The sequence below is a fragment of the Arthrobacter psychrolactophilus genome (assembly GCF_003219795.1).
GTDB lineage: Bacteria > Actinomycetota > Actinomycetes > Actinomycetales > Micrococcaceae > Specibacter > Specibacter psychrolactophilus.
Genome location: NZ_QJVC01000008.1, coordinates 86,934 through 112,864, shown reverse-complemented (window position 1 = coordinate 112,864; position 25,931 = coordinate 86,934). Strand labels below are relative to the sequence as shown.

General features: G+C 62.1%; 23 protein-coding genes. 14 read left to right on the top strand and 9 right to left on the bottom strand.

The genetic code is table 11. The annotated features are described in order from the left end of the window. Positions 1-132 precede the first annotated feature (132 nt). The 3 genes from CVS30_RS10360 (at position 133) to CVS30_RS17800 (ending at position 2,310) form a co-directional block, all read left to right on the top strand. Positions 133-1,506, top strand: coding sequence for an IS256 family transposase (locus CVS30_RS10360; protein ID WP_110485258.1), 1,374 nt, complete (start codon positions 133-135; stop codon positions 1,504-1,506). A gap of 34 nt (positions 1,507-1,540) precedes the next feature. Beyond that, positions 1,541-1,891 (top strand): hypothetical protein, encoded by a 351-nt coding sequence (locus CVS30_RS10355; protein ID WP_220033907.1) that lies wholly within the window; start codon positions 1,541-1,543, stop codon positions 1,889-1,891. A 152-nt stretch (positions 1,892-2,043) separates the two neighbouring features. Then, positions 2,044-2,310: a hypothetical protein gene (locus CVS30_RS17800; RefSeq protein WP_146233384.1), complete on the top strand. Its 267-nt coding sequence runs from the start codon at positions 2,044-2,046 to the stop codon at positions 2,308-2,310. 25 nt (positions 2,311-2,335) lie between these two features. Here the strand turns inward: CVS30_RS17800 and CVS30_RS10350 are convergent, their stop codons facing one another. Both CVS30_RS10350 and CVS30_RS10345 read right to left on the bottom strand, forming a co-directional pair. Then, positions 2,336-2,758, bottom strand: coding sequence for a pyridoxamine 5'-phosphate oxidase family protein (locus tag CVS30_RS10350; protein WP_110485257.1), 423 nt, complete (start codon positions 2,756-2,758; stop codon positions 2,336-2,338). Between the two features lie 14 nt (positions 2,759-2,772). Next, the gene (locus CVS30_RS10345) at positions 2,773-3,849 is read right to left on the bottom strand and encodes a LacI family DNA-binding transcriptional regulator (RefSeq protein WP_110485256.1); all 1,077 of its coding nucleotides are present in this window, start codon (positions 3,847-3,849) and stop codon (positions 2,773-2,775) included. A gap of 259 nt (positions 3,850-4,108) precedes the next feature. Here CVS30_RS10345 and CVS30_RS10340 point away from each other — a divergent pair, with 259 nt between their 5' ends. Genes CVS30_RS10340 through CVS30_RS10330 form a run of 3 tightly spaced genes read left to right on the top strand, consistent with a single transcriptional unit; the run spans position 4,109 to position 7,379 of the window. Continuing rightward, the gene (locus CVS30_RS10340; RefSeq protein WP_110485271.1) at positions 4,109-5,242 is read left to right on the top strand and encodes a Gfo/Idh/MocA family protein; all 1,134 of its coding nucleotides are present in this window, start codon (positions 4,109-4,111) and stop codon (positions 5,240-5,242) included. Positions 5,243-5,244: 2 nt separating this feature from the next. After that, entirely contained in the window at positions 5,245-6,474 is a 1,230-nt protein-coding gene (locus CVS30_RS10335) for a dihydrodipicolinate synthase family protein (protein WP_110485255.1), read from the top strand. Beyond that, on the top strand, positions 6,471-7,379 hold the full coding sequence (locus CVS30_RS10330) for a sugar phosphate isomerase/epimerase family protein (protein WP_110485254.1): 909 nt from the start codon (positions 6,471-6,473) through the stop codon (positions 7,377-7,379). Before CVS30_RS10335 ends, CVS30_RS10330 begins: the two co-directional genes overlap by 4 nt. Here CVS30_RS10330 and CVS30_RS10325 read toward each other — a convergent pair. The 3 genes from CVS30_RS10325 to CVS30_RS10315 all read right to left on the bottom strand — a co-directional run bounded on the left by CVS30_RS10325 (position 7,369) and on the right by CVS30_RS10315 (position 10,935). After that, positions 7,369-8,475, bottom strand: coding sequence for a PQQ-dependent sugar dehydrogenase (locus CVS30_RS10325; protein WP_110485253.1), 1,107 nt, complete (start codon positions 8,473-8,475; stop codon positions 7,369-7,371). The two genes, CVS30_RS10330 and CVS30_RS10325, sit on opposite strands and share 11 nt — an antisense overlap. A gap of 125 nt (positions 8,476-8,600) precedes the next feature. Next, a complete protein-coding gene (locus tag CVS30_RS10320; RefSeq protein ID WP_110485252.1) occupies positions 8,601-9,236 on the bottom strand; it encodes a uracil-DNA glycosylase family protein in 636 nt (211 codons plus the stop codon). A 181-nt stretch (positions 9,237-9,417) separates the two neighbouring features. Then, a complete protein-coding gene (locus CVS30_RS10315) occupies positions 9,418-10,935 on the bottom strand; it encodes a SulP family inorganic anion transporter (protein WP_110485251.1) in 1,518 nt (505 codons plus the stop codon). 178 nt (positions 10,936-11,113) lie between these two features. Here CVS30_RS10315 and CVS30_RS10310 point away from each other — a divergent pair, with 178 nt between their 5' ends. The 3 genes from CVS30_RS10310 to CVS30_RS10300 all read left to right on the top strand — a co-directional run bounded on the left by CVS30_RS10310 (position 11,114) and on the right by CVS30_RS10300 (position 15,274). Continuing rightward, entirely contained in the window at positions 11,114-12,832 is a 1,719-nt protein-coding gene (locus tag CVS30_RS10310; protein ID WP_110485270.1) for a long-chain-fatty-acid--CoA ligase, read from the top strand. Between the two features lie 86 nt (positions 12,833-12,918). Next, positions 12,919-14,163 carry a pyridoxal phosphate-dependent aminotransferase gene (locus tag CVS30_RS10305; RefSeq protein ID WP_110485250.1) on the top strand — a complete coding sequence of 415 codons (1,245 nt, stop codon included), beginning with the start codon at positions 12,919-12,921 and terminating at the stop codon, positions 14,161-14,163. A gap of 61 nt (positions 14,164-14,224) precedes the next feature. After that, the gene (locus CVS30_RS10300) at positions 14,225-15,274 is read left to right on the top strand and encodes an LLM class flavin-dependent oxidoreductase (protein WP_370800801.1); all 1,050 of its coding nucleotides are present in this window, start codon (positions 14,225-14,227) and stop codon (positions 15,272-15,274) included. Here CVS30_RS10300 and CVS30_RS10295 read toward each other — a convergent pair. Then, the gene (locus CVS30_RS10295) at positions 15,261-16,259 is read right to left on the bottom strand and encodes a pirin family protein (RefSeq protein ID WP_110485248.1); all 999 of its coding nucleotides are present in this window, start codon (positions 16,257-16,259) and stop codon (positions 15,261-15,263) included. The genes CVS30_RS10300 and CVS30_RS10295 overlap by 14 nt on opposite strands. Before the next feature lie 299 nt (positions 16,260-16,558). Between CVS30_RS10295 and CVS30_RS10290 the strand changes: the two genes are divergently transcribed. Further along, positions 16,559-17,998 (top strand): inorganic phosphate transporter, encoded by a 1,440-nt coding sequence (locus CVS30_RS10290; protein ID WP_110485247.1) that lies wholly within the window; start codon positions 16,559-16,561, stop codon positions 17,996-17,998. Next, complete coding sequence (locus tag CVS30_RS10285) at positions 17,995-18,249, top strand: hypothetical protein (RefSeq protein ID WP_245934546.1); 255 nt, start codon at positions 17,995-17,997, stop codon at positions 18,247-18,249. The genes CVS30_RS10290 and CVS30_RS10285 overlap by 4 nt, the downstream gene beginning before the upstream one ends. Positions 18,250-18,341: 92 nt before the next feature. Here the strand turns inward: CVS30_RS10285 and CVS30_RS10280 are convergent, their stop codons facing one another. Next, on the bottom strand, positions 18,342-18,800 hold the full coding sequence (locus CVS30_RS10280; RefSeq protein ID WP_110485246.1) for a hotdog fold thioesterase: 459 nt from the start codon (positions 18,798-18,800) through the stop codon (positions 18,342-18,344). Between the two features lies 1 nt (position 18,801). On the opposite strand from CVS30_RS10280, the gene polA reads away from it, so the two are divergent. Together polA and CVS30_RS10270 are read left to right on the top strand one after the other, a co-directional pair. Then, a complete protein-coding gene (gene polA, locus CVS30_RS10275; protein ID WP_442319999.1) occupies positions 18,802-21,567 on the top strand; it encodes a DNA polymerase I in 2,766 nt (921 codons plus the stop codon). 28 nt (positions 21,568-21,595) lie between these two features. Further along, complete coding sequence (locus tag CVS30_RS10270) at positions 21,596-22,933, top strand: GNAT family N-acetyltransferase (RefSeq protein WP_110485244.1); 1,338 nt, start codon at positions 21,596-21,598, stop codon at positions 22,931-22,933. A 482-nt stretch (positions 22,934-23,415) separates the two neighbouring features. Here the strand turns inward: CVS30_RS10270 and CVS30_RS10265 are convergent, their stop codons facing one another. Together CVS30_RS10265 and CVS30_RS10260 are read right to left on the bottom strand one after the other, a co-directional pair. Continuing rightward, a complete protein-coding gene (locus CVS30_RS10265; RefSeq protein WP_220033906.1) occupies positions 23,416-23,589 on the bottom strand; it encodes an ABC transporter permease in 174 nt (57 codons plus the stop codon). Between the two features lie 123 nt (positions 23,590-23,712). Next, on the bottom strand, positions 23,713-24,126 hold the full coding sequence (locus CVS30_RS10260) for an ABC transporter permease (protein WP_181419767.1): 414 nt from the start codon (positions 24,124-24,126) through the stop codon (positions 23,713-23,715). Positions 24,127-24,374: 248 nt separating this feature from the next. Here CVS30_RS10260 and rpsA point away from each other — a divergent pair, with 248 nt between their 5' ends. Further along, entirely contained in the window at positions 24,375-25,853 is a 1,479-nt protein-coding gene (gene rpsA / locus CVS30_RS10255) for a 30S ribosomal protein S1 (RefSeq protein WP_110485242.1), read from the top strand. Positions 25,854-25,931: the final 78 nt, after the last annotated feature.

Below are 25,931 nucleotides of genomic sequence, written 5' to 3'. Positions count from 1 at the left end.
TCATGTGCAGGCGTTCGCTCAGGGTGGTTGGAGTGTGTTCGATAACCTGGAGCATCTGTGTCATCGCCACCACGTGTGGGGGTGTCTAATTAACTGTGTATTGGGGTTCCTGATTTGAGATGAGGAATTGTGATGACAACGCTGAAAGGACATGAGCAGGCCGGGGCTTCCTTTGGGGTTCCAGAGCCGGAACCGGAGTCTGCCCGATCGGTGATCAACGAGATGGTTGATGCCGGTTTGTTTGATGATTTGATGGCCCGGATTGATAAGGGCACGCTGCAGCTTACGGGCGAGGGCGGATTCTTGCCGGAGATGGTCAAGGCCGTTTTGGAACGTGGATTGCAGGCCGAAATGGCCGGCCATCTGGGCTACGAGAAAGGCGAACGCTCGGCGGCGTCGCCGAACAATTCCCGTAACGGTTCCACGCCGAAAACGGTCGCTTCGGAGATTGGTGACATCGCTTTGGTGACGCCTAGGGACAGGGATGGGTCCTTCCAACCGGCGCTGGTGCCCAAGGGTTCCCGTCGTATCGGCGGGCTTGATGAGATGATCATTTCCCTCTACGCCGGTGGGATGACGGTCCGTGATATCCAGCATCACCTGGCCCGGACTCTGGGCACGGAGCTGTCCCACGAGACGATCGCCAATGTCACCGACGCCGTGTTGGAGGAGGTCCTGGCGTGGCAGAACCGGCCGTTGGAGGAGATCTATCCGGTTCTCTACCTCGATGCTTTGGTGGTGAAGGTCCTGGATGGGCATCATGTGATGAACCGTTCCGCCTACATTGCTGTGGGTATTGATCTGGAGGGTATCAAGCATGTGCTGGGGATTTGGGTGCAGGCCAGCGAAGGGGCGAAGTTCTGGGCCGGGGTCTGCGCCGAGCTCGCCAACCGCGGCGTGAAGGACGTGTTGATCGTGTGCTGTGACGGGCTCACCGGTTTCCCCGAGGCGATCGAGGCGACTTGGCCCCACACCACGGTGCAAACCTGTGTAGTTCACTTGATCCGCAATGCCATGAAGTTCGTGGCCTACGGTGACCGGAAGAAGGTCGCCGCTGCGATGCGTCCGGTCTACACCGCTCCGAGCGCCGACGCCGCCCGGGTGGAGTTGGATGCCTTTACTGGCTCCGAGTTGGGCCGTAAGTATCCGGCCGCGGTCAGTGTGTGGGAACGTTCCTGGGAGCGGTTCATCCCCTTCCTTGCCTTCCCGGCGGCTGTTCGGCGGATCATCTACACCACGAACGCGATCGAGTCGTTGAACTACCAGCTGCGCAAAATCATCAAGAACCGCGGTCATTTCCCCAACGATGCCGCGGTCGTGAAGCTGCTCTGGTTGGCGATCCGCGATATCGAGGACAAGCGCGCTAGGGAACGCGCCAAGGACCGCAAAACCGACCGCGCTTCCGACGGTAACCACCTCATTGAGGGGGCTGCCAGCCTGGGCTGGAACGGCGCGCTGGGAGCCCTGGCCCTGGCCTACCCGGACCGGATCAACGGCTACCTGTAAGGGTGCCGGGATGCTTTGATGAGGAGATCAGGACATGGATGAGCGCAATGACCCCGACAGCTACCAAGACAGCGGCGGCGCCCTCCAAGACGGTCTGAACCCGGCAAGTGACGATGACAGTTACGCCGTCATCGACGACGCCCTGGCAGCCCTTGCCGCCCGCCGACACAGTAATCTCGGCGACGACATCGAGACTATCGGCCTGCTCGCTTCCTTGATTGACCAGGCAGAACGTTTCTTGCCCGAACTCGTCACCAACTCCCGCGAGAACGGGGCCTCCTGGCGCCGCATCGCCCAGACTCTGGGCACCAGCCCCGACGAAGCCCGGCTGCGCTTCGCACCCGATTCACCCATCGCTGATACCCGATGGCCCTACAACTTCTAAAAACCAACAAAAGAAAACGAACTACTTACACAGAAATATTGACAAGCTCCCACGTGTTGAAGCATTTCAAAGACGATAGGACGAAACAGGGTGAGTTTCGTACGGATCAAAGCCCGGACCGGGAACAAGTACGACTTCGGGGCTGGACGCCCTTGAAGACAGAAACTGGTATTGCCTGGACGTCACCGACCGGCAGGTATTACCCGCCTGAACCTCCCGATACCCAGCCACCGGTCTATCCGCAATGGCTCAAAGACAGCATTACCGGGGATGCTGATGATTCCTTCGACAGGCCACACACTATGACCGAACCGGCCTACCTCGCTGAAGAAGACCAGGAACTCAAGAACAACCACGACTACCAAGAAACACTCGACCGCGAATACGAGCACTACGCCCTCACCCACCCCAACGAATAACCCCCAGTCTCGGGGCTAGGAATTGTCAATAGCGTTCGGGTTCCGTTCCTAGCTTGAACCGAAGGCCACGCACACTGTTAGGGGTAATTTCTACAAAGGTGTACTTGAGAGTTTGCAGCCACGGAAATAGCGGCAACTCGCTGAGTTGTTCAATCTCCGTCTGAGATTCAACAACCCGAGCAGTTCCCCTGAGCACGACGCTCCACGCCTCGTTTTCCGTTAGGCCATCAATTTCAAAGGCCACGGATGAGTTGACGGTCAGGCTCGCGAGTTTGGTTCCGGGGTTCGTGCGAATCAACACCCTGCCATGGTGCGCCAGATAGTTGATCGGGAAAATATCTGGTGCATTGGCCACGCTGAGGGCCAGACGACCAAAGTGTGTGTGCTCGAGGAACTTCCATGCGTCGTCCTCGGACATGGCAATACCGGGCTGCTGATCACCGTTCATACTGTGATTATGCCCTAGTCAGCGGAAACCGTTGAGTGCCCAGCGCTTTCTCGCAAGACCACCGAGCCCGTGACGCTTGGTGGAGCTTTGGTCAGCGGCGTCAGGGCCAAGTGAGCGGCCATTCGACCAATGTCCTCGAGCGGGAGGCGGTAGGTTGTGAGCCCCGGGAAGTGGTCCCGCAGGGTGGGAATATCGTCAAAACCAGCAACCTGGGCGTCCTCCGGGATGCGTAGCCCACGGGAGCGCAGCGCCGTCATGGCACCGAGAGCCATGACGTCATTGGCGGCCAAGAAGCAGAGCGGGGAGTCGCCGTCGGCCGTCAAGGGAGACACGCCCGATGCGCCAGCTGTGCCCAGCGAGTCGAGAAATTCTAGTGTCGAGTCGAAGCCACCCTGGCTGTTGAAGGAACCCTGAACGACAGCGATCGGTTCCAGTTCATCTTGACGCAAACGCTCGAGGAAGCCCTCCACACGCACCCGGGCCGTGTTGCGCTCGTGAGGGCCGGCCAAGATGACGAAACGCTTGAGGCCCCGCCCGAGCAAGGTGCCCACGAGTTCGGCGGCCCCGTCGTGGTTCGCGACCGTCACGACGTGAGCCTCAGGGATGGAGGAAGTGCCAAGGGTGACGACCCGGCCACCGTTGTTGGTGTATTGCGTGAGGGCCTTGATGAGGCGAGGGTCTTCCTCGATGAGGCGTGAGGCCGCCAAGATTATGGCATCGGTCCGGTAAGAGATGAAGGCATTGACGGCTGCAAGTTCGGCATCTGCGGAGGTTCCGCCGTCGCCGGTCAGGTCCGTTCCGGCCAGAAGCACCTGATGGCGAGCGTCGAGTGCTACCTGCTGCACGCCGTGGGCGATGGCAGAAAAGTACGGATCGGCGATGTCGTGCACCACGAGGCCCATGAGCCCCGTGGTTGAGCGGGCCAGGGCCTGCGCTTGGGCGTTCGCCACGTAGCCAAGTTCCTCCGCCGCAGCCCTGACCCGGTCGGCAATAGCTGCTGCAGGCGTACGGCTGGAGCCGTTCAGCACACGGGAAGCAGTCGCCAACGACACGCCAGCTTGCCTAGCAACTTCGGTGAGTTTGACGGGCACGGAGGGCTCCTTTTGTAGAAATGAGTCCTAGCTAACATTTTGCTCTTGACCCGGTGGATACTTCAGCATATATTGGAAAGCGCTTTCCAAACTTCAGGCCACGCCGGTTTTTCTGGCATGTGCTTACTACTACCTCCGGGAGAACCCAGTGACTCTTACCGCCACCACCGAGCAGGCCACTGCAACAAGTGCAGAAACTGCTCCCGCCGTCAGCGCCGCCGGCACCCAGGCAAACGAACCCCGCGTGATTCGTATTGCCATGAACGGCATCACCGGACGTATGGGCTACCGCCAGCACCTGCTCCGCTCGATCTTGCCGTTACGGGATAGTGGCCTGACACTGGAAGACGGCACCAAGGTTGCCATCGAGCCCATCCTGATTGGCCGCAACGCCAAGAAGGTCCGCGAGCTGGCTGAGCTACACAACGTTGAGCACTGGTCCACCGACCTCGATGCCGTGATTGCAGATCCCACGGTCGACGTCGTCTTCGATGCCTCCATGACGAGCCTGCGGGCCGCCACCTTGAAGAAGGCCATGGCCAACGGCAAGCACATCTTCACCGAAAAGCCCACGGCTGAGACTCTGGAAGAAGCCATCGAGCTGGCTCAGATTGGCAAGGACGCCGGCATTACCGCAGGCGTCGTGCACGACAAGCTGTACCTGCCGGGCCTGGTCAAGCTTCGTCGCCTCGTGGACGAAGGCTTCTTCGGCCGCATCCTCTCGATCCGCGGCGAGTTTGGCTACTGGGTCTTCGAGGGTGAACACCAGGCAGCCCAGCGCCCCTCGTGGAACTACCGCAAGGAAGACGGCGGCGGCATGACCACCGACATGTTCTGCCACTGGAACTACGTGCTTGAGGGCATCATCGGCAAGGTCAAGAGTGTCAACGCCAAGACCGCCACGCACATCCCGGCCCGCTGGGACGAGCAGGGCAAGGAGTACAAGGCCACGGCAGACGATGCAGCATACGGCATCTTCGAATTGGAAACCCCGCAGGGCGACGCCGTGATCGGCCAGATCAACTCTTCCTGGGCCGTGCGCGTTTACCGTGATGAGCTCGTGGAATTCCAGATCGACGGAACCCATGGTTCGGCTGTTGCCGGCCTGAACAAATGTGTTGCTCAGCAGCGCGCCCACACGCCCAAGCCGGTCTGGAACCCGGACCTGCCCGTGACCGAATCCTTCCGCGCCCAGTGGCAGGAAGTCCCGGCCAACGCCGATCTGGACAATGGCTTCAAGTTGCAATGGGAAGAATTCCTACGCGACGCCATCGCCGGCCGCGAACACCGCTTCGGCCTGTTGTCGGCAGCTCGCGGCGTGCAGCTGGCTGAATTGGGCCTGCAGTCCTCGGCCGAGCGCCGCACCCTGGACATCCCGGAAATCGAGCTCTAACCATGACCACCTCAATCACTCTGCCCCTGCCGGACGGCAGCCTTGAGACCCTGGCACTGAACCCGACGGGGCCCTGGCGCAAGCCCACGGAACTGCTCCGCTCACGCAAGGTGTACGCGGCAGCGCACGTCACGCCCAAGGTTTTGGGTAACAACACCCCGGGTGCCCCGGCCGACATCGACTGGGATTCCACCTTGGCGTTCCGTCGCGAATTGTGGAGCTGGGGCGTGGGCATCGCCGACGCCATGGACACCGCCCAGCGCGGCATGGGCCTGGACTGGGCCGCGACCCAGGAACTCATCAGCCGCAGCGCCGCCGAAGCTGCCAATATTGCGACGCCGGAACGTACTGTCCGGGATCTTCTCGCCTGTGGTGCCGGAACTGACCAGCTGGATCCTGCCACGGTTGAGGCCGGTGAGGCTGGTCTGGCCGCTGTGTTGGCTGCCTACCGGGAGCAGATTGCCGCGGTTGAAGCCTCCGGGGCCAAGGTCATCATCATGGCATCGCGCGCCCTCGCCAAGGTCGCCGCGGGTCCCGAGGACTACCTGGCGCTCTACGGAACGCTGCTGAGCGAGGTCAAGGAGCCCGTGGTGCTGCATTGGCTCGGTACCATGTTCGATCCAGCACTGGCAGGCTACTGGGGAAGCGATGACGTGGCAGCCGCGACGGCAACGTTCCAGCAGCTCATCGCCACGCACGCCGCAAAGGTCGACGGCGTGAAGGTGTCCCTGCTCGACGCCGGACACGAAGTAGCGCTGCGAGCCAGCCTCCCAGCCGGCGTGCGTTTGTACACGGGCGATGACTTTAACTATCCCGAGCTCATCGACGGAGACGGCGAAAACTACTCCGACGCCTTGCTTGGCATCTTTGCCGCCATCGCCCCCGCCGCGTCGGCTGCATTGCAGGAGTACGACGCGGGCCGCCCCGCCGAGGCACGCGCCATCCTGGATTCCACCCGGGATCTGGGATTGCACATCTTCGAAGCGCCCACGTACTACTACAAGACCGGTGTGGCGTTCCTGGCCTGGCTCAATGGTTTCCAGCCCGGTTTCCAGATGATTGGTGGCCTGCACTCGGGGCGCGACATCAACCACCTCGTCAAGCTCTTCCGTCTGGCCAACACAGCCGGGCTGTTGCTGCAGCCTGAGCTGGCGGCCTCGCGCATGGCTGGTTTCTTGAACGCTGCCGGCATTCCCTCCCGCATCTCGAGTCTGGAAGAGGTCAGCGCATGAGCGCCTTTGACAAGCTGTCGATCAACACGGCCACGATTAAGAAAGCCACCCTCGCCGAGGCGCTCGAGCTCAGTGTCGCCGCTGGCCTTTCCCACATTGGCCTGTGGCGTGACAAGGTGGCCGAGGTTGGCCTGGACACGGCCGTCGAGATGGTGCGGGCCTCCGGCTTGCAGGTCTCGAGTCTGTGCCGAGGCGGCTTCCTGACGGCAGCCGATCCGGCCGGTCAGGCCGCCGCGCTGGAGGATAACAAGGCGGCGATCCTGGAAGCGAAGGCCTTGGGGACCACCGAGATCGTCATGGTGGTTGGTGGCCTGCCCGATTTCAGTGTCTCGCCCGGCGCCGTTGACGGGGGAGGTGCGGCAAGCGCCGTCGTGGGTGGCAAGGATCTGGTCCTAGCCCGGCAGCGGGTGGCCGACCGCCTGGCCGAGCTCGTGCCGTTCGCCTTAGAACATGGCGTCCGACTCGTTCTCGAGGCGCTGCATCCCATGTACGCTGCGGATCGTGCCGTGCTCTCGACCCTGGGCCAGGCCCTTGATCTGGCGGCACCGCACCCCATTGAGGCGGTGGGGGTGGTCGTTGACACCTTCCATGTGTGGTGGGATCCGGCGCTGCGGGAGCAGATTGCCCGGGCCGGCGCCGAGGGGCGGATCGCGGGCTACCAGGTCTGCGATTTCAACCTTCCCATCGCCGCCGACGCGCTGCTGTCGCGCGGCTTTATGGGCGACGGCGTGATCGACTTTGCCTCGATCGGCCAGTGGGTTGCCGAGGCCGGATATGACGGCGTTGTTGAGGTGGAAATCTTCAACGAGGACATCTGGAACCAGCCGTTTGCGCAGGTCATCGACACCGTCAAGGCCCGTTACGCCGAGCTGGTGGCCCCGCACCTGGCCACGGTCAGCGTGTAATCTCCACGACTCGATCATCGCCCGGTTTCGGGCTGCCACGGCCGTCTGTGTTGTTCGTGAGAACAAGCAGGCGGCCGTTGGGCGTTAAGGCCACATCGCGCAATCGGCCCAGTTGACCCACAAGGCTCGCCTCGGCCGATGGTGTGTCGGAGAGTTCGACGTGCCACAGCCGTTCGCCGCGCAGCGACGCCATGTAGAGGGTGGTGCCGGCAATGGCGATGCCGCTGGGGCTAGCCTCGGAGGTGGGCCACGTCAGCACGGGGTTCGTGAATCCGGCAGCCGCGTCCGTGTCGGCATCCTTGCCTTCCATGAGCGGCCAGCCGTAGTTGTGGCCGGGCTGGATCTGGTTTAGCTCATCCCAGGTATTTTGCCCAAATTCGGAGGCCCACAGGCGGCCGCTGGCATCCCAGGCGAGTCCCTGAACATTGCGATGGCCCAGACTCCAGACGTAGCTGTTGGGGAAGGGATTGCTCGGGGGTACTTCGCCCTCGGGTGTCATACGCAGGATCTTGCCGCCCAAGGAGGCGGTGTCCTGGGCATTGCCGCGATCACCCGCATCGCCTGTCCCAATGTAGAGCATACTGTCGGGACCAAAGGCGATCCGACCGCCATTGTGGTTGCTGCCCCGCGGGATGCCCGTGATGATGGCGCTGGCCCGGCCGAGGGTCCGAGCGCCAGATTCGCCCAGCAACGGCATCCGCACCACACGGTTGTCCTCGGCCGTGCTCAGGTAGGCGTAGACGCTCAGGCAGCCCGTCGCGGGATCTGGTGTGGGATGTTCGCTGCAGCCGCCCCGTCGCGTGGCTAGTCCCAGCAATCCGCCCTCGCCCTGATGCACTGCGCCGGGCACCTCGCCCACCTGATGGTCAATGCCCGACGGCGAGACCTCCACGATCTGCCCCGAGTCCCTTTCGCTCAACAATAGGGAGTCATCGGCCAGCGGGATGAGCGACCACGGTGCCTCGAGGTTCGTGGCCAGATCCTGGGTGGGGAGTGGGCTGGATATCGGATCCGGCGTGCTGGCCTGACAGGCGGAGAGCATCACGCCAAGGCCTACAAGTGCCACCGTCGTGCGCCACCGCCCGTCTCTACTCATAAGCCCAGCGTAAGCGACGAGGGGCGCGGAGGGGAGGGTCGGCGTCGTTCTTCAAAGAAGAAGAGTTAAACAGTTGTGGCGCATCAGTTTCCTGATGCGCCACAACGAATGAACAGAAAGGGTGGTTACCGGCCCTTGACCGGGATACCGTTGCGGGTCATCGACTCGGCGTAGGCCTTAGCCGATTCCAGCAGCCACTGCTCCTGGCGCTCGGGGGAGCCGGCGAAGCTGCGGCCCGAGAGTGAACGGACCTTGTAAATGCCAAAGCCGCGCTTGTAGAGCATGGGGCCCTGAGCCTTGAGGAGCTGATCGGCCAGGCGGTGAGCCTCGGTGCCGTGAGCCACCAGGGCGGAGGCGCGGGGGACCGCGTTCACGAACTTCACGAGGGGACGCAAACCCTGCTCGATCTGCGGGGCGGTCAGGCGGCCGTTGGGCTGACCCGGGGTGAACCACGGGTGGACGTTCCAGGGCATGACGTAGCTGGGGCGCAGGCCAATCTGCCAGTGAATGCCCAGCAGGCGGGTGGCAGCCTGATCGTCACCGGCGGTGATGAAGCCCGAGGGATCCATCTCGCCAACGTTGGAGAACAAGCTGATGATCCTGCACTCATCTACATCGTGAACGGGGTCCACGTAGGCCACCTGCTGCTCGGGCCGGGCTTCCGCCAGGGAGTCGCACAACTCGGTGATGGGAGCAATGTTCTCGTCGTAACGGCGATTCCAAAGCTGGTCACGCAGTGATTCAGTGGCCACGGATGTCATTGAGGGCTGATGCTCCTTAGAGGGAATAAGAATAGGGATTGGCGTTCTTCCCGACGAAGGGAATTGCCCAGCTCTCTAGCTTAGCAATCTTCCTCGGTCTTGGGGTCTTCCGAGGTTGTGCTAAGGGAGTGCGGAAAGTTGTATTTGTGAGAAACACAACAGGGAAAAAAGGGGAGTGAGACTAGCCGCCGAGCTTACCCGCCAGGCGGGTGTGCATTTCTGCGCTAGCCTCATTGAGCCCCGTGATGCTCACGTTTTTCCCGAGTCGGCGGTACTTTTCCTGCACGGCGTCGAGGGTGGCAATCGTGGAGGCGTCCCACAGATGCGAGCGGTGCATATCGATGACAATGTGGGCCGGATCGAGCGTGTAGTCAAACTGGGTGTAGAGATCGTTGGACGAGGCGAAGAACAATTCGCCGTCCACGAGATAGCTGGCCGTCTCCTGTCCGTCGATCTCGCTGACGGAGCGCTCCACCGTGACAAAGTGCGCCACACGGCGCGCGAAGAGCGCCATGGCCACCAAGACGCCGGCAGCCACACCGATCGCCAGGTTGTGGGTTGCCACCACCACGATGACCGTGGCAACCATGACGAAGGTTTCACTCTTGGGCAGCATCTTCAACGTGGAGGGTCGGATGCTGTGCCATTCAAAGGTGGTCAGTGACACGAAGATCATGACGGCCACGAGGGCCGCCATGGGGATCAGGGCAACGATGTCGCCCAGTACCACGACGAAGATCACGAGGAAAACCCCCGCTAGGAAGGTGGAGATGCGGGTGCGGGCTCCCGAGGACCTCACATTGATCATGGTCTGGCCAATCATGGCGCAGCCACCCATGCCGCCAAAGAAGCCCGTGACGATGTTGGCAATGCCCTGGCCCATCGCCTCGCGGGTCTTGGAGGAACGGGTATCGGTGATGTCGTCCACCAATTTTGCCGTCATGAGCGATTCGAGAAGGCCAACGAAGGCCATGGCGAGGGAGAACGGGGCGATGATCTTAAATGTCTCCCACGTCAGCGGCACCGACGGGGAGAAGAGGGAGGGCAGGCTGTGGGGCAGTTCGCCCTGGTCTCCCACCGTGGGGACAACGACGGCGGCCAGCACGGTGAAGAGCGTCAAAGCAACAATCGCCACCAGCGGGGCCGGCACGGCCTTGGTGAGTTTGGGCAGGAAGAACATGATGAGCAACGCCGCGACGGCCAAGGGGTACACCATCCAGGGCACGCCGATTAGCTCCGGCACCTGGGCGATGACGATCAAGATCGAGAGCGCATTGACGAAGCCCACCATGACCGAGCGCGGGATGAAGCGCATGAGTTTTGCCACGCCGCCTAGCCCCAGCAGGATCTGAAAAACACCGGCCAGGATGACGGCCGCGATGAGGTAGTCGAGCCCGTGGCTCCTCATGAGCGGGGCAATGACCAGGGCCACGGCGCCGGTCGCGGCCGAGATCATGGCGGGTCGACCGCCCACAAAGGAAATCGTGACGGCCATCGTGAAGGCCGCGAAGAGGCCCACGCGCGGGTCAACACCGGCAATGATGGAGAACGCCAACGCCTCTGGAATCAAGGCCAGGGCCACCACGAGCCCGCCGAGCACCTCGGTCTTGAGCCGACGCGGGGACCGCAACGTGCCCCAGACGGATTGCAACTCGCGCGGGGTCAGGGGCGCGAGTGTGGGGGTGGTGGGTGTGGCCATAACTGTTTCCTTTGTCCTGCGGAGATGTCCGACGGCGACATTTCTCACGTTCCGAGGGGCGCCTATAACCCTAATGCACGGGGGCTCGCGTGGGCGGGGTCTCCCGCGATTCATTCGACACCGCCGTCGTCCTAGCGGCAAAATGGAAACCATGCCGAACTCTGAGCGCACCGACGCCATGCAGTCCCCGAACACTCCCGCCGCCGATTCACCCTCCGCCTTGATCCGGCCCTGGGTGAAGAACTATCAGCCGGGCGTGCCCGCCGAGATTGAACTGCCCACCGAATCGCTCGTGTCAATGTTCGAGCGCTCCGTGGCCGAGGCTGGCGATGCTCCGGCCACGGAATTCTTTGGCCGCCGCACGAGCTACCGGGAGTTGGGGGAGCAGGTGAGCCGCGCGGCCGAGGGGCTGCGTCGCCTCGGCGTACGCGCGGGGGATCGGGTGGCCTTGATTCTGCCTAACTGCCCGCAACACGTGGTGGCCTTTTATGCTGTGCTGCGCCTGGGTGCCGTGGTGGTGGAACACAACCCGCTGTACACCTCGCGGGAATTGCGTCACCAATTTGAAGATCACCAGGCGCGCGTCGTCATCGCGTGGGACAAGGTGGTGGAGACCATCGAGGAATTCCCCTCCGATGTGGGTGTTGAGCACGTCATTGCCGTCAATATGCTCGCCGCGTTCCCCACACTCAAACGTGCGGCCCTGAACCTGCCGCTCAAGAAGTTGCGCGAGAGCCGTGCCGCCCTGAGCGCGCCGGCACCTCGGGCGATGAGCTGGAAGAGTCTGCTCTCCAGTGGCAGCCTCGACGCGGCCCATCCGCGCCCCAGTGTCAACGACCTGGCCGTCATTGGGTACACCTCCGGCACCACGGGACGTCCCAAGGGCGCCATGCTCACGCACCTGAACTTGTACGCCAATGCCTTGCAGGGTGAGGCCTGGATGCACGGGGCGCAGACCGGTAAGGAAATCTTGTACGCCGTGCTGCCCATGTTCCACGCCTTCGGTATGACCCTCTACCTAACCTTTGGTATCCGCAAGCAGGGGCTACTGGTCTTATTCCCCAAGTTCGACACGGACCTGGTCTTAGGCGCCATGAAAAAGTCGCCCGCCACCGTCTACTGCGCCGTGCCGCCCATCTACGAGCGCACCGCCATGGCCGCGAAGGACCGCGGCATCTCGCTGCGGTCGTGCAAGTTCTGCATCTCTGGCGCCATGAACCTACCGGACCATGTCGTGGAGCTGTGGGAATCCGTCTCGGGTGGCCTTTTGGTTGAGGGCTACGGCATGACGGAATCCTCACCGGTGGCCTTGGGCAATCCCTTCCACCCCACGCGTCAGGCCGGCACGATTGGTGTGCCGTTCCCCTCTACAGACATGAAGGTGGTCGACGTCGACGATCCCAGCAAGGAGGTGACCCAGGGGGACCCGGGTGAGTTGCTCCTCAAGGGCCCGCAGGTGTTCCAGGGCTATTGGAACAACGCGGCGGAGACCGCCAAGTCGCTGACCGAGGATGGCTGGCTGCGGACGGGCGACATTGTCACCGTGAGCGCCGAGGGCTTCACCAAGATTGTTGACCGCGCCAAGGAACTCGTCATCACGGGAGGTTTTAATGTCTCGCCCTCCGAGGTGGAAAATGTGCTGCGCCAGCACCCCACTGTGGCCGACGCGGCCGTTTTTGGTAAGCCGCTAGAACGTGGCGGGGAGATGGTCGTGGCCGCCGTCCAGATGGAAAGCGGAAGCGAGCTCGATGAAGCCGAGCTGCGGGCCTTCTGCAAGGAACGCATGGCCCGTTACAAGGTGCCTGTGCGCATTGTGGGCATCGATGACATGCCGCGCTCGATGCTCGGCAAGATTTTGCGCAAGCAGGTCAAGGAACAATCGCTGCCCCGGCTTTAACCATCCCGCACGGGGTGCCCGAAACCTTGGATCAAAATGTGGACGAAGCGGGCACCTCAGGGCGCTGGTATGTGAAGATGGAGGGTATGCGCCCCATGCAACATTCCAGTAAATTAGCCAATGTACGGTACGAACTTCGCGGACCAATCCTCCACGCAGCGCAAAAGATGGAGGCCGAGGGACACCGAATTTTACGGATGAATCTCGGCGATACGGCACCCTTTGGTTTGGAAGCGCCGGAGTCCATCGTGGTCGACATGATCCACCACCTGCGTGGGGCACAAGGCTATAGCGATTCCAAGGGCATCTTCTCCGCGCGCACAGCGATCTCGCAGTACTACCAAACCAAGGGCCTGATGAAGATCGGCGTCGATGATATCTTCGTTGGCAACGGCGTCAGTGAGCTCATCTCCATGACGTTGCAGGCGTTTTTGGAAAACGGCGACGAGGTCTTGATCCCCGCCCCGGACTACCCGCTGTGGACCGCCTCCGTCACGCTGACCGGCGGCGTCCCCGTGCACTATCTTTGCGACGAGGACCAGCAGTGGTGGCCGAATATGGCCGACGTCGAGGCCAAGATCACCCCGCAAACCCGGGCCATCGTCATCATCAACCCCAACAACCCCACGGGTGCCGTCTACCCGCGCGAGATCCTCGAACAGTTCGTGGATCTGGCGCGCAAGCACGATCTGGTCCTGTTCGCGGATGAGATTTACGAGAAGATCCTCTACGACGGCAATACGCACATTCATATGGCCTCGCTCGCGGAGGATGTCTGCGTCCTGACCTTTAGTGGACTCTCCAAGGCCTACCGTATGCCGGGTTACCGTGCCGGCTGGGTGGCGCTCTCGGGCCCACGGGCCGCCATGGCCGATTTCAAGGAATCACTCGAGCTTCTGGCGTCCTTGCGCCTGTGTGCCAATGTGCCGGCGCAGCATGCGATTCAAACATCCCTGGGCGGTTACCAAAGCATCAACGATCTCACGAAGCCCGGTGGCAGGCTCCGGGAACAGCGGGACCGGGCCTCGTCCCTGCTCAACGCCTTGCCCGGTGTCTCCTGTGTTCCGGCGGCCGGTGCCATGTACCTCTTCGTCAAACTCGATCCGCAGATGTACCCCATCGACTCCGATGAGAAATTTGTGATTGACCTCCTGCAGGACCAAAAGATCCTGGTCTCGCACGGCACGGCCTTCCACTGGCCCACGCCCGATCATTTCCGCTTCGTGATCCTGCCCTCCGTCGGTGATATTGAGGAAGCTGTACGCCGGATCTCCTCCTTCCTGGCGGTGTATCGGAGCAAGGCGGCCCTGATGGCTCCCGCGCGGGAATAGTTTCCAGTGCCACGAGGTTCCCCATATAGATGCAAACGCATATTCTTTGGAAAAGGATGGAATCCCCGTGGCAGATGGACACTTTGAACTAGGACTCGACACCTTTGGCGATGTCACCCTCGACGCGGACGGCACACCGAAGTCGGCCGCGCAGGTCATTCGTGACGTCGTAGAGCAGGCCGTGCTGGCCGACAAGCTGGGCCTTGACTACTTTGGTGTGGGCGAGCACCACCGTGATGATTTTGCGGTTTCGGCACCCGATATGGTGCTGGCCGCGATTGCCACGCAGACGAAACGCATTCGTCTCGGCTCTGCCGTCACGGTGCTGAGCTCGGATGATCCCGTGCGGGTCTTCCAGCGTTTTTCCACGCTCGACGCCGTCTCCCACGGCCGCGCGGAGGTCACCTTGGGCCGAGGTTCCTTCACGGAATCCTTCCCGCTCTTTGGCTTCGATATGGCCAACTACGAGGAATTGTTCGAGGAAAAGCTTGAACTCTTCTCCGAATTGCTCAAGGAAAAGCCTGTGAGCTGGAGCGGCAACACCCGCCCCGCGCTGTCCCAGCAGATGGTCTACCCGCACACCGAGTCGGGAACCCTCAAGTCCTGGGTCGCCGTCGGCGGCAGTCCGCAGTCGGTCGTGCGCGCCGCACACTACGGCATGCCCCTGATGCTGGCCATCATCGGTGGGGAGCCTTTGCAGTTCGCGCCGTTCGCCGAGCTATACCACCGGGCCCTGAAGGAATTTGGGCAGCCGGAACAGCCTATCGGCGTGCATTCGCCTGGTCATATTGCCGAGACGGATCAGCAGGCACAGGATGAGCTGTGGCCGCACTACGCAGCCATGCACAGCCGGATTGGCCGCGACCGGGGTTGGCCGCCGCTGACCCGTGCCGAGTTTGACCTCACGGCTGGTCCGCGTGGTGCGCTCATGGTGGGATCACCGGAAACGGTGGCGGCCAAGATCACGACGGTGGCCAAGGCTTTGGGGCTGTCCCGCTTCGATTTGAAGTTCAGCCACGGAACCCTGCCGCACGAGGCCATGATGAAGAGCATCGAGCTCTACGCGACCGAGGTGGCTCCTCGCGTCCGGGCTAATCTCACGAAGGATTAGAGCGCGCGCGAAGCCTGACGGTGGGCAGCACGGGTGCCGGCAACGGCGCATCGTGCTGCCCCGTCGGCAGGCTAAAGGGATTCTCGACTGACGGGCTCCCACCCTCTAGGCCGATGGCATGCTGCCAGGCGGCCCGGAACTCCACGATCTCCTCGTGACTGCGGCCCACGAAGTTCCACCACATGACGATGGATTCGTTGAGCGGCTCGCCCCCGATCAACATCAGGCGCACGGGTGTTGCCCCGGCCCGCAATTCAACAGCGCCATGCCCAGTGCCCAGATACGCCAGTTCACCTTCGGCGGTGTCCGTTCCGGCAACGACCAGTGAACCGGAATCCACGAGAAAACCATGCTCGAAGTCGTCGGCGAGGTCCAGCACGAGCGTGGCCCCGGCATCGAGCAGGATTTCGGCACCGACCATAGGGGAAAAGGTCTTTACGGGTGAACTTTCCCCGGCCACGGTGCCCATAAAAACACTTAAAGTTGCGCCAGACACGCGGAAGGGCGTGGGGCTAAAGTGCTCAAATCCCGGATCCGTGAAGCGTGCCTGATCCGGAAGTGCCGCCCAGAGCTGCACGCCGTGCAGCACCGTGGTGTCGGCCGTGGAGTACTCGGAATGGCTGATTCCGCGCCCCGCCGTCATGAGGTTGAGCTGCCCCGGACGCACCATGGCGTGATTTCCAGCACTATCTGCATGCTGAATTTCGCCCGTGAAGAGCCAACTGATGGTTTGCAAACCTGTGTGCGGATGAGGTGGGACGGCCATTCCCTCCGCTTGGCTCACATCCTCGGGACCGTAGTGGTCCAGGAAGCACCACGCGCCGATGAGGGACCGCTCGCGTTGCGGCAGTGTGCGCCGCACCAGCATGGCGCGCGGCCCACCCAGGGGGACGAGTCGCGGCGCAAGGACCTCGGCGCCAGTGCCGCAGGACTCCGGCGTGCTGGGGCAGACTAATTCCTGCGGGCTGCTTTCAACGTTACTCATGGGGTCCTTGTCAGTTTTGGTGCAGTATTGCTGCTCCGTGGTGCAGCAAACATTACCCACTGCGCCACACGATCTCCACGCTTTCGCTCAGGAGAGAAGCCACTCTTAACCCTCAAGGGCACCATCCTTTCACCCTGAGATTCACCTTGTCACAAAAAAGTGGTTACGAGAAAGCAAACTTGAGGCAAACGAATGGTGCAAAATCGTCGTAGGATCGTAGCGGTTGGATTCCTTCGTTCTGCGAATCCTCCTCGACTTCTTCACCGTCTTGTTTTTGCCCTCTTTAGATTGGATCGCGGGTGGATCTCACCTTTATGGTCGTGCTTGTCATAGCACTGGCCCTTTTCTTTGACTTTACGAATGGCTTTCACGACACAGCCAACGCAATGGCAACCCCTATCGCCACGGGAGCCATCAAGCCCAAGACGGCCGTTGCGTTAGCCGCGGTCCTGAACCTCGTCGGTGCGTTTCTGTCCACCGAGGTGGCCAAGACGATTTCCGGAGGCATCATCAATGAGGGTGGGCCCAACGGGGTCGCCATCACTCCAGAGATGATCTTTGCCGGCCTCATGGGTGCCGTGCTGTGGAATCTGCTGACCTGGCTCCTTGGCCTGCCATCGAGTTCCTCCCATGCACTCTTTGGTGGTTTGATCGGTGCGGCCATTGTGGGCACCTGGTCCCTCGGCGCCATCAACTTCATGGTTCTGGTCTCCAAGGTCCTTTTGCCGGCCGTTCTCGCGCCAACCATCGCCGGGCTCGTGGCTTTGCTGTGCACCAAGCTCGCCTACGGCATCACCCGCCGATCCGATCCCGATTCGGGTGACAAGCTGACGCAGAAGCGCGGTGGCTTCCGTCGCGGTCAGGTCTTCAGCTCCTCGCTGGTGGCTCTGGCTCACGGAACCAACGATGCCCAGAAGACCATGGGTGTTATCACCCTGGTTCTGGTCGCCTCGGGCATGCAAACCGCAGGAACCGGCCCGCACATCTGGGTCATCACTGCGTGTGCCATTGCGATCGCCGGTGGTACCTACGCCGGCGGCTGGCGCATCATCCGCACCCTCGGCTCCGGCCTGACAGACGTCAAGCCTGCTCAGGGCTTCGCTGCCGAAACCAGCACCGCGGCCGCCATCCTCGCCTCCAGCCACCTGGGCTTTGCCCTCTCCACCACACACGTGGCCTCCGGCTCCGTGATTGGTTCGGGCCTGGGCCGCAAGGGCTCCACGGTCCGCTGGGGCGCCATCGGCAAGATCGGTATTGCCTGGCTCCTGACCCTCCCGGCCGCCGCCATCGTTGGTGGCCTGGCCGCCCTGCTGATCCGCACCGGCGTCGTGGGCATCGTCATTGTCGCCGTCCTCGGTCTGAGTTCCATCTTGTTCATGTTCGTCCTCTCGCAGCGCGAGACGGTCGATCACAGCAACGCCATTAGCGACGTTGACGCCGTCGGCGAGGCGCTGCACATTCCTAGTAAGAAGGAGCGGGAGAAGCTGGCTGCCAAGGCTCGCGCCGCGCAGAAGATTGCCGACAAGGCCGCCAAGCGTGCCGCCGAAACCGACGCTGCTCGGGCTCTGGCTCAGACAGCTTTGGACCGTGCCGACACCGCCGTGCTCAAGGCCATGACAAAGGCCGCCGAGAACGCTCAGGCGCCGAAGAAGGCCTCCAAAGCACCCAAGCCCGCCGCTGAAAAGCCGATCGCAACCCCGGCAGCTACGCCGGCCGACACCGAGCAGGAGAACTCATGATTAACTGGATGTCCTTTGTCGCGGTGGCTGGCACGACGCTTCTCGGTGCCGGATTTGTTGTCACGATGTACTCGTTGGGCGTGCGCTTCACGGCCGTCAGCGGCGACGACGACGGCCGCGTCAACCATGCCGCCCGTTGGGGTTCCTACATTTGCTTCGGCTTCTGTGTCCTGGCCGTGGTCATGGCGATCGTCTTGATCGTGCCGTTCCTTAGCGATAACTTCTTCGAACTTTTGAACCACCTGTTCTAGCGTTTCGTTAACGTACGACGCCGGGCACTTTCCTTCCGCTATTTCGGAAGGACAGTGCCCGGCGTCGTTGGTTAACGTCTCTACGGGGCGAGTTAGCGGTCCAGGATCATGTTGGTGATGCGGCAGGTGGAGAGGCGGCGACCGGCCGGATCGCGCATCACGACCTCGTGGGTTGTGAGGGTGCGGCCCAGGTGGATCGGCGTGGCCGTCCCCGTCACAAGGCCCTCGGCAATGCCGCGGTGATGTGTGGCATTGATCTCAATGCCGACGACTTTTCTGCCCGCGCCAGCATGAAAAGCGGCCGCAAAGGAGCCCAGGGTCTCGGCCAACACCACGTGGGCGCCGCCGTGCAGCAGGCCCGTCACCTGGGTGTTGGACTCGACGGGCATCGTAGCAACCATTGATTCGATGCTCATCTGCGTGAACACAATGCCCATCTTGCTCACGAGGGTGCCCACCCCGTGCGGGCTCATGAGGGGGTGCAGCTCGACGGGGACTCCGGCGGCTAAAAGTTCGGCGGCCAAAGGATGCGGTGTGAATTTATCGCTCATGATGACTAGGCTGGCACTTGTGAGTGAATCTGCCAAAACGGCCCCCCAGTCCAGCGCTAGCCCCAGCCCCCTTGCAAGTCCCGTCTTCGGACTCCAGGAAGGCGCAACGCCGCGCCTGCTTGTCTTGGATGGGCACTCCATGGCCTTCCGCGCGTTTTACGCCATGCCCGTGGATAAGTTTGTGACGCAGGCGGGCCAGTACACGAATGCCGTCCATGGCTTTACGGCCATGTTGTTGACCATGATCCGCCAGCAAAAGCCCACCCACGTGGTGGTCGCCTTTGACCTGGACACACCCACCTTCCGCTCGCTGGATTACACCGAGTACAAGGGCGGGCGAAATAAGACGCCCGAGGAGTTTTACGGCCAGATCGATTTGATCATCAAGGTCATGGAAGCCATGCGGATCCCCACGATCTCGGTGGATGGTTTTGAGGCGGACGACATTATCGCCACGCTGTCCACCCAGGGTGAGACAGCCGGCTGGGACGTTGTGGTGGTCTCGGGGGACCGTGACGCCTTCCAGCTCATCACCGACAAGGTCTCGGTGTTGTACCCCAAAAAGGGCATCTCCGACATCCCGCCCATGGATGCGGCAGCCGTTGAGGCCAAGTACTTTGTCTCTCCGGCCCGCTATTCGGATCTGGCAGCCCTCGTGGGTGAAACCGCCGATAACCTCCCTGGTGTTCCGGGCGTAGGACCCAAGACGGCCGCCAAGTGGATCAACCTGTACGGGGGACTCGAGGGCATCTTTGAGAACATCGACGCCATCGGCGGCAAGGTCGGCGATTCCCTGCGGGCCCACATCGAGGACGTCAAGCGCAACCGCCGCCTGAACCACCTGTTGCGCGACATGGAGCTTCCGGTGGCCCTCGAGGACACCGTGCTGCAGTCCCCAGATCGGGACGCCGTCGAGGAACTCTTCGATGCCCTCGAATTCAACCAGCTCCGCAAGCGCCTCTTCGATTTGTTCGGCGAGGAGGAAGCCCTGGATGCTGGCGCCACCCACGAGGTGCCCGCCCACCAGCTCGTGAGCGACGCCGCCGCCCTGAACGCCTGGGTGGAGGCCACCACAGGGCTCGTTGCCGTGGACGTGGTCTCCGAAAAGGTGGGGCTGGCGCACGAGGCGACCGCGGTCGCGCTGGTAGGTCAGGAATCCGCCGTCGTGGTTGATCTAGGAACGGCAGACGCCGCCCTGGACTCGGCGCTGGCGGCGTGGCTGCTCTCGGACGCGCCCAAGGTCGTCCACGAGTACAAGGAAGCGCTCAAGGCGCTGTCCGTGCGTGGCCTGAGTCTGGGCGGCGTAGTCGATGACACCTCGCTGTCCGGCTATTTGATTCAGCCCGACCGTCGCAGCTACGAGCTGGCCGAATTGAGCCAGGTTCACCTCAAGGTCAGCTTTGAGGCCGAGGCCACAGCCGACGCCGGCCAGCTGGATCTGGGGCTCGAAAGCGAGAAGAAGTACGACGAGGCCGTGCAGCGTGGCTATGTGGCGCTGTTGTTGAGCGAATACTTTGCCCCGCTGCTGCAAGAGCGCAGTGCCGCCGTGTTGCTGCGCGAGCTCGAGCTTCCGCTGGCTGCGATCCTGGCCCGCATGGAGCTGACGGGCATCGATGTGTCGCAGGAGCGCCTCGCCGTGCTGCTGGATGACTTCACGACCGCCATGAACGCGGCCAAGGAGGCTGCGTACGCCGCGATTGGGCACGAGGTCAACCTCGGCTCGCCCAAGCAGCTGCAGGAAGTCTTGTTTGAGGAATTGGCGCTGCCCAAGACTAAGAAGATCAAGACCGGGTTCACCACGGATGCCGCCTCACTCAAGTGGCTGCTGGAAAAGACCGGGCATGAATTCCTCGCCCAGCTCATGGCGCACCGTGAGGCATCCAAGCTCAAGCAAATGGTGGAGACCCTCAAGAAGTCGCTCGCCGAGGATGGCCGGATCCACACGACTTACGCGCAAAATGTTGCCGCGACGGGCCGTTTATCCTCCAACAATCCGAATCTGCAAAACATCCCGATCCGTACGGAAGAGGGCCGGCGGGTCCGCGATATCTTCGTCGTCAGCGAGGGCTATGAATGCTTGCTGGCTGCCGACTACTCGCAGATTGAAATGCGCATTATGGCGCACCTTTCCGGTGACGCCGGCCTGATTCAGGCCTATGCCGAGGGTGAGGACCTGCACCGTTATGTGGGTTCCCACGTGTTTGGTGTGGCTCCGGAAGATGTCACCTCGGCCATGCGCTCCAAGGTCAAGGCCATGTCGTACGGCCTGGCCTACGGTCTGACGAGCTTTGGCCTGTCCAAGCAGCTGGAGATTTCCGTGGACGAGGCTCGCACGCTCGTCAAGGACTACTTCGACCGCTTTGGTGGCGTGCGTGATTACCTGCGTGGCGTCGTCGAACAGGCCCGTAAGGACGGCTTCACCTCCACGATCGAGGGACGCCGCCGCTACCTGCCGGACCTCTCCAGCTCGGATCGCCAGCTGCGGGAACTGGCCGAGCGCATCGCCCTGAACTCACCCATTCAGGGTTCGGCCGCCGACATCATCAAGCACGCCATGCTCGGAGTGGCCGCTCAATTGCAGGCTCAGGAACTCAAATCCCGGATGCTGCTGCAGGTCCATGATGAATTGATCCTGGAAATCTGGCCCGGTGAGCTCGAGACCGTCAAGGCTCTTGTCATCGCGCAGATGGGAGCAGCTGCGGACCTTCTGGTGCCCCTGGAGGTCCAGGTCGGCGTCGGCTCCAGCTGGAACGACGCCGGACACTAATCCACGCACGACCAAGCAAAGGAACGCCATGAGCCAAGCGCGTGACACCTCCACCCGACAGCAACGATCATTTCCCTACGAATTGCGCTCCTTCCCCGTCCGAACGGTGGACGGGGAGGTGCCCGGGGACATCGATCATTGGATGAAGGCCGTGTCGCTGGGCTTCTACGGCAACGCGCCCACCCCGGAGATTGCGCGGCGCCTGGTGGAAAGCCAGGAGGTGGATGGGCGCGTCGTGACCGGGGCGTATTTGAGCGACACGGAGGCTCCCGTTGGTGCCTGGGGTGTCGAGTATCCGGTCGCAACGTATTCCTATCACCGCAAGACGCTCAACATTGGCCGGGGAACGCTCCTGCCCGTGCACCAAATCACCGCGGTGACGGTCCGGCCCAGCCACCGGCGTCGGGGCTTATTGCGAGCCATGATGAGCTCCGATCTGGCCCAGGCCAAGGCGGCAGGTTTGCCGATCGCGGCGCTGACCGCGTCCGAGGCCACGATCTATGGCCGTTTCGGCTTTGGTGTGGCCACGCATGAGTGCGCCATTGAGGTCTCCGTCAAGGGCGGAATCGTCTTCCATAACCCGGCTGCGGCGGCGCGGGGCACGGTCGAGGTTGCCGAGGCGAGCACGATTCTGCAGCAGCACAATGAGGTCTTCGCGCAGGTGCATGCCTCCCGCTTTGGCTCGATTGGGCGGCAGGACTGGTACCGGTTCACGGCCTCGGGGCAGGGCAATTTCGAGTCCCTCGATGCCGTGAAGAACATTCGGGCCGCGCTGCATTACAACGCGGCCGGCGTGGTCGACGGCTATGTCAGCTACAAGCCCGTCACGGATCCCAACCGTTCTGCCATCGAGATTGTGGACCTGCTGGCGGCCACCGAGGATGCGTACCTGGCGCTGTGGAATTTCCTGGGCTCCCTGGACCTGATCGACGCCATCACCTGGGCGCACGCTCCCGAGGTGGATCCGCTCGAGTGGGCCATGGCCGCCAAACGCGACTACAAGCGGATCCGGCAGGAGGATTTGCTGTGGCTGCGCATTCTGGATGTTCCGGCCGCCCTAGCCGCCCGGCATTACGAGGGCGACGGCGAGATCACGCTCCATGTGGGTGACCCTCTGGGACATGCCTCGGGTGTCTTCCGGTTGATGGTCGACGGCGGATCAGCCAAGGTCACGCGTCTCGCCGACACCGTGGACGCCGAGCTAAACCTTGGGGTGGCCGAGCTATCGAGCCTCTACCTGGGCGGGGTGTCAACTCAGACCCTGATGGCTGCCGGCCGGGTGCAGGAGAATGTTCCGGAAGCCGCCGCACGTCTGGACTCGCTCCTGCGTCCAACGCACTCGCCCCACTGCCTCACGCATTTCTAACGTTCCACGGTCGCCGGCCTGGTCACCGCCGTGAGGGGCCTCGGCGGCAAGAAATCCTCCACCAGTGGTGAATGCCTGGCCGCTATCCATAATCGGCGCTCGTGGCGATCCCTGGGCCGCGCGAGGCCCGGCCGTGGCGTGTGCTCGCATACAAGCGCCGCGCGACTACAAGGATTGCGAACGTGGGGCTGTGGGCCCAAGGTTCACATCACGCGCAGTTATGCGCCTATCGGCTCATCCTGGAGTTTGACGGCTGGGGAAATACTTTGACTATCGCCCCACGCGGAAGCGATAGCGCAGGAACGGCAGCGTGAAAAGGACCTCATGAGTTGAGCGATCCCTCAGCCCTTGGGCTGCGTATTCGAGGCGCCTTGCTTCGTGCGGGCGCCAAGCTTCCACCCGTGCGAACGTCCATTATCGTCTAACTGCACCTTTACTGCTTTAGGGTGGATATCAGTTCCTTATCCGCGAAAAAGGTGCGGTTAGGCGCTGACCCTGGCCGGACGGTCCCACGTCTGGCGGCAACCAAGCCAGGGTGTTGCCGCGGCCGCCAGAGCATTCACGAGCAGCAGCGAAATGAGCACGAGCAATTGGATCAGCCCGGCGTCGAGGGGAGCAGCGCCACCGAGGATCATGCCCACGAAGGCGCCGGGCAACGCCGGCCAGCGACTTTGCCGCCATCAGCCGTGATGTTGGCCACGTAAAGCCCAATGCCACCGCTGCCTCTACCTCGCCATTGCGGAGTAATAACTCATCGCGCACCCGTCGTCCGGCCAGCGTCACGACCGACATGACCCACCGATCTGCTGTCCCAAGACGGCAATGATGGCCAGCGCGGTGAAGGGTAGAACGCCAGCGACAAACATGAGTGCGGCGACGGGTACGACAGCAATCGCAATGCGGATGACGGCGATCCGCCAGCGCCCCGTGGAAGCCACCCGATGGCCCGAAATCCATACAGCCACGGCAAACATGAGGGCTAGGAAGGCAAATGCCCAGCCGGCGCGGTTGCTGAGCCAGGCAATGACGAGCGCGACGGCGGCCAGCTGAATTGGGGCGTGCAGCCCGGCGATCAGCATCTCCCGTGGCGAACGACCCAGGGCAGCACGCCACAGGAGAACGGCCATCATCAGCATGATGGCCAGTAGGATCCACGTCTGCGAACCCAGAATTAGACGGGTCGAGTTCTCCACTTTTGACATTGTGGCAAGCTACCGGTGAACTTTTGCGCTCCTTGTTCCAAACAACTAGACTGAATAGGCATGTAATGCGTGAAGTGACTCGACCTGGTCGGGGCATGAGAACGCGGAGCGTGTGTCAATATCTCTGCAGGAACCCCTGCAACCATAATAATTCCGGACTCATTTCGGTCATACAGCGGTCAATCGCGGCATGGCTCGGGTTCGGCGAAACCAACTATCCACATCGGAGCCCCTACTACATGACCATCACGACCCCCGAGAAGACGAGTACCCCCGTTGTTGCAATCAACGACATCGGTACTGCTGAAGAATTCCTCGCCGCAGTGGACGCAACCATCAAGTACTTCAACGACGGCGACCTCGTCGAAGGTGTAGTTGTCAAGGTTGACCGCGACGAAGTTCTGCTCGACATCGGTTACAAGACCGAAGGTGTCATCCCCTCCCGCGAGCTGTCCATCAAGCACGATGTTGATCCCGGAGACGTTGTTTCCGTTGGCGATCAGGTCGAAGCTTTGGTCCTCACGAAGGAAGATAAAGAAGGCCGCCTGATTCTCTCCAAGAAGCGCGCTCAGTACGAGCGTGCCTGGGGCGACATCGAGAAGGTCAAGGAAGAAGATGGTGTCGTTACCGGTACCGTCATCGAGGTGGTCAAGGGTGGTCTTATCCTCGACATCGGCCTGCGCGGCTTCCTGCCGGCATCGCTCGTCGAAATGCGCCGTGTGCGCGACCTGGCTCCTTACATCGGTCAGCAGATCGAAGCCAAGATCATCGAGCTCGACAAGAACCGCAACAACGTTGTTCTGTCTCGCCGTGCATGGCTCGAGCAGACCCAGTCCGAGGTTCGCTCCACGTTCCTCAACAAGCTGGAAAAGGGCCAGGTTCGTCCCGGCGTTGTTTCCTCCATCGTTAACTTCGGTGCATTCGTGGACCTTGGCGGCGTAGACGGTCTCGTTCACGTTTCCGAGCTGTCCTGGAAGCACATCGACCACCCGTCCGAGGTTGTCGAAGTTGGCCAGGAAGTCACCGTCGAGGTTCTCGAAGTGGATCTGGACCGCGAGCGTGTATCGCTCTCGCTCAAGGCTACGCAGGAAGACCCGTGGCAGACCTTCGCCCGCACCCACGCCCTCGGGCAGGTTGTTCCGGGTAAGGTCACCAAGCTGGTTCCGTTCGGTGCGTTCGTTCGCGTTGAAGACGGCATCGAAGGCCTCGTTCACATCTCCGAGCTGGCCGTGCGCCACGTTGAGCTGGCCGAGCAGGTTGTCTCCGTTGGTGACGAACTGTTCGTCAAGGTCATCGACATCGACCTGGAACGCCGCCGCATCTCGCTGTCCCTCAAGCAGGCCAACGAGGGTGTTGACGTCGACTCCACCGAGTTCGATCCCGCACTCTACGGCATGGTTGCTGAGTACGACGAAGAAGGCAACTACAAGTACCCGGAGGGCTTCGATTCCGAGTCCAACGAGTGGCTTGAAGGCTACGAGACCCAGCGCGCCGTTTGGGAGCAGCAGTACGCTGACGCTCAGACTCGCTGGGAAGCTCACAAGAAGCAGGTTGCCGAGCACGCCGCAGAAGATGCAGCTGCCGACAACGCCGCAGAAGGTGGCGAGTCCGCAGGGACTTCCTACTCCTCTGAGCCTGCTGTTGCTGAAGCCGGTGCCGGTACCTTGGCATCCGACGAGGCACTTGCTGCACTGCGCGAAAAGCTGACCGGAAACTAATTTCCGCTAGGTAATTCACCGCATCAAGCGTTGAACGGGTCCTTCACCTTCGGGTGGGGGACCCGTTCTGCGTTAACG

What these genes read in the sequence shown, in the direction of transcription:
- CVS30_RS10360 (WP_110485258.1), top strand. Translation starts at nt 133, where the DNA reads ATGACAACGCTGAAAGGACATGAGCAGGCCGGGGCTTCCTTTGGGGTT.
- CVS30_RS10355 (WP_220033907.1), top strand. Translation starts at nt 1,541, where the DNA reads ATGGATGAGCGCAATGACCCCGACAGCTACCAAGACAGCGGCGGCGCC.
- CVS30_RS10350 (WP_110485257.1), bottom strand. Translation starts at nt 2,758, where the DNA reads ATGAACGGTGATCAGCAGCCCGGTATTGCCATGTCCGAGGACGACGCA.
- CVS30_RS10340 (WP_110485271.1), top strand. Translation starts at nt 4,109, where the DNA reads ATGAACGGCATCACCGGACGTATGGGCTACCGCCAGCACCTGCTCCGC.
- CVS30_RS10335 (WP_110485255.1), top strand. Translation starts at nt 5,245, where the DNA reads ATGACCACCTCAATCACTCTGCCCCTGCCGGACGGCAGCCTTGAGACC.
- CVS30_RS10330 (WP_110485254.1), top strand. Translation starts at nt 6,471, where the DNA reads ATGAGCGCCTTTGACAAGCTGTCGATCAACACGGCCACGATTAAGAAA.
- CVS30_RS10325 (WP_110485253.1), bottom strand. Translation starts at nt 8,475, where the DNA reads ATGAGTAGAGACGGGCGGTGGCGCACGACGGTGGCACTTGTAGGCCTT.
- CVS30_RS10320 (WP_110485252.1), bottom strand. Translation starts at nt 9,236, where the DNA reads ATGACATCCGTGGCCACTGAATCACTGCGTGACCAGCTTTGGAATCGC.
- CVS30_RS10315 (WP_110485251.1), bottom strand. Translation starts at nt 10,935, where the DNA reads ATGGCCACACCCACCACCCCCACACTCGCGCCCCTGACCCCGCGCGAG.
- CVS30_RS10310 (WP_110485270.1), top strand. Translation starts at nt 11,114, where the DNA reads ATGCAGTCCCCGAACACTCCCGCCGCCGATTCACCCTCCGCCTTGATC.
- CVS30_RS10305 (WP_110485250.1), top strand. Translation starts at nt 12,919, where the DNA reads ATGCGCCCCATGCAACATTCCAGTAAATTAGCCAATGTACGGTACGAA.
- CVS30_RS10295 (WP_110485248.1), bottom strand. Translation starts at nt 16,259, where the DNA reads ATGAGTAACGTTGAAAGCAGCCCGCAGGAATTAGTCTGCCCCAGCACG.
- CVS30_RS10285 (WP_245934546.1), top strand. Translation starts at nt 17,995, where the DNA reads ATGATTAACTGGATGTCCTTTGTCGCGGTGGCTGGCACGACGCTTCTC.
- CVS30_RS10280 (WP_110485246.1), bottom strand. Translation starts at nt 18,800, where the DNA reads ATGAGCGATAAATTCACACCGCATCCTTTGGCCGCCGAACTTTTAGCC.
- polA (WP_442319999.1), top strand. Translation starts at nt 18,802, where the DNA reads ATGACTAGGCTGGCACTTGTGAGTGAATCTGCCAAAACGGCCCCCCAG.
- CVS30_RS10270 (WP_110485244.1), top strand. Translation starts at nt 21,596, where the DNA reads ATGAGCCAAGCGCGTGACACCTCCACCCGACAGCAACGATCATTTCCC.
- rpsA (WP_110485242.1), top strand. Translation starts at nt 24,375, where the DNA reads ATGACCATCACGACCCCCGAGAAGACGAGTACCCCCGTTGTTGCAATC.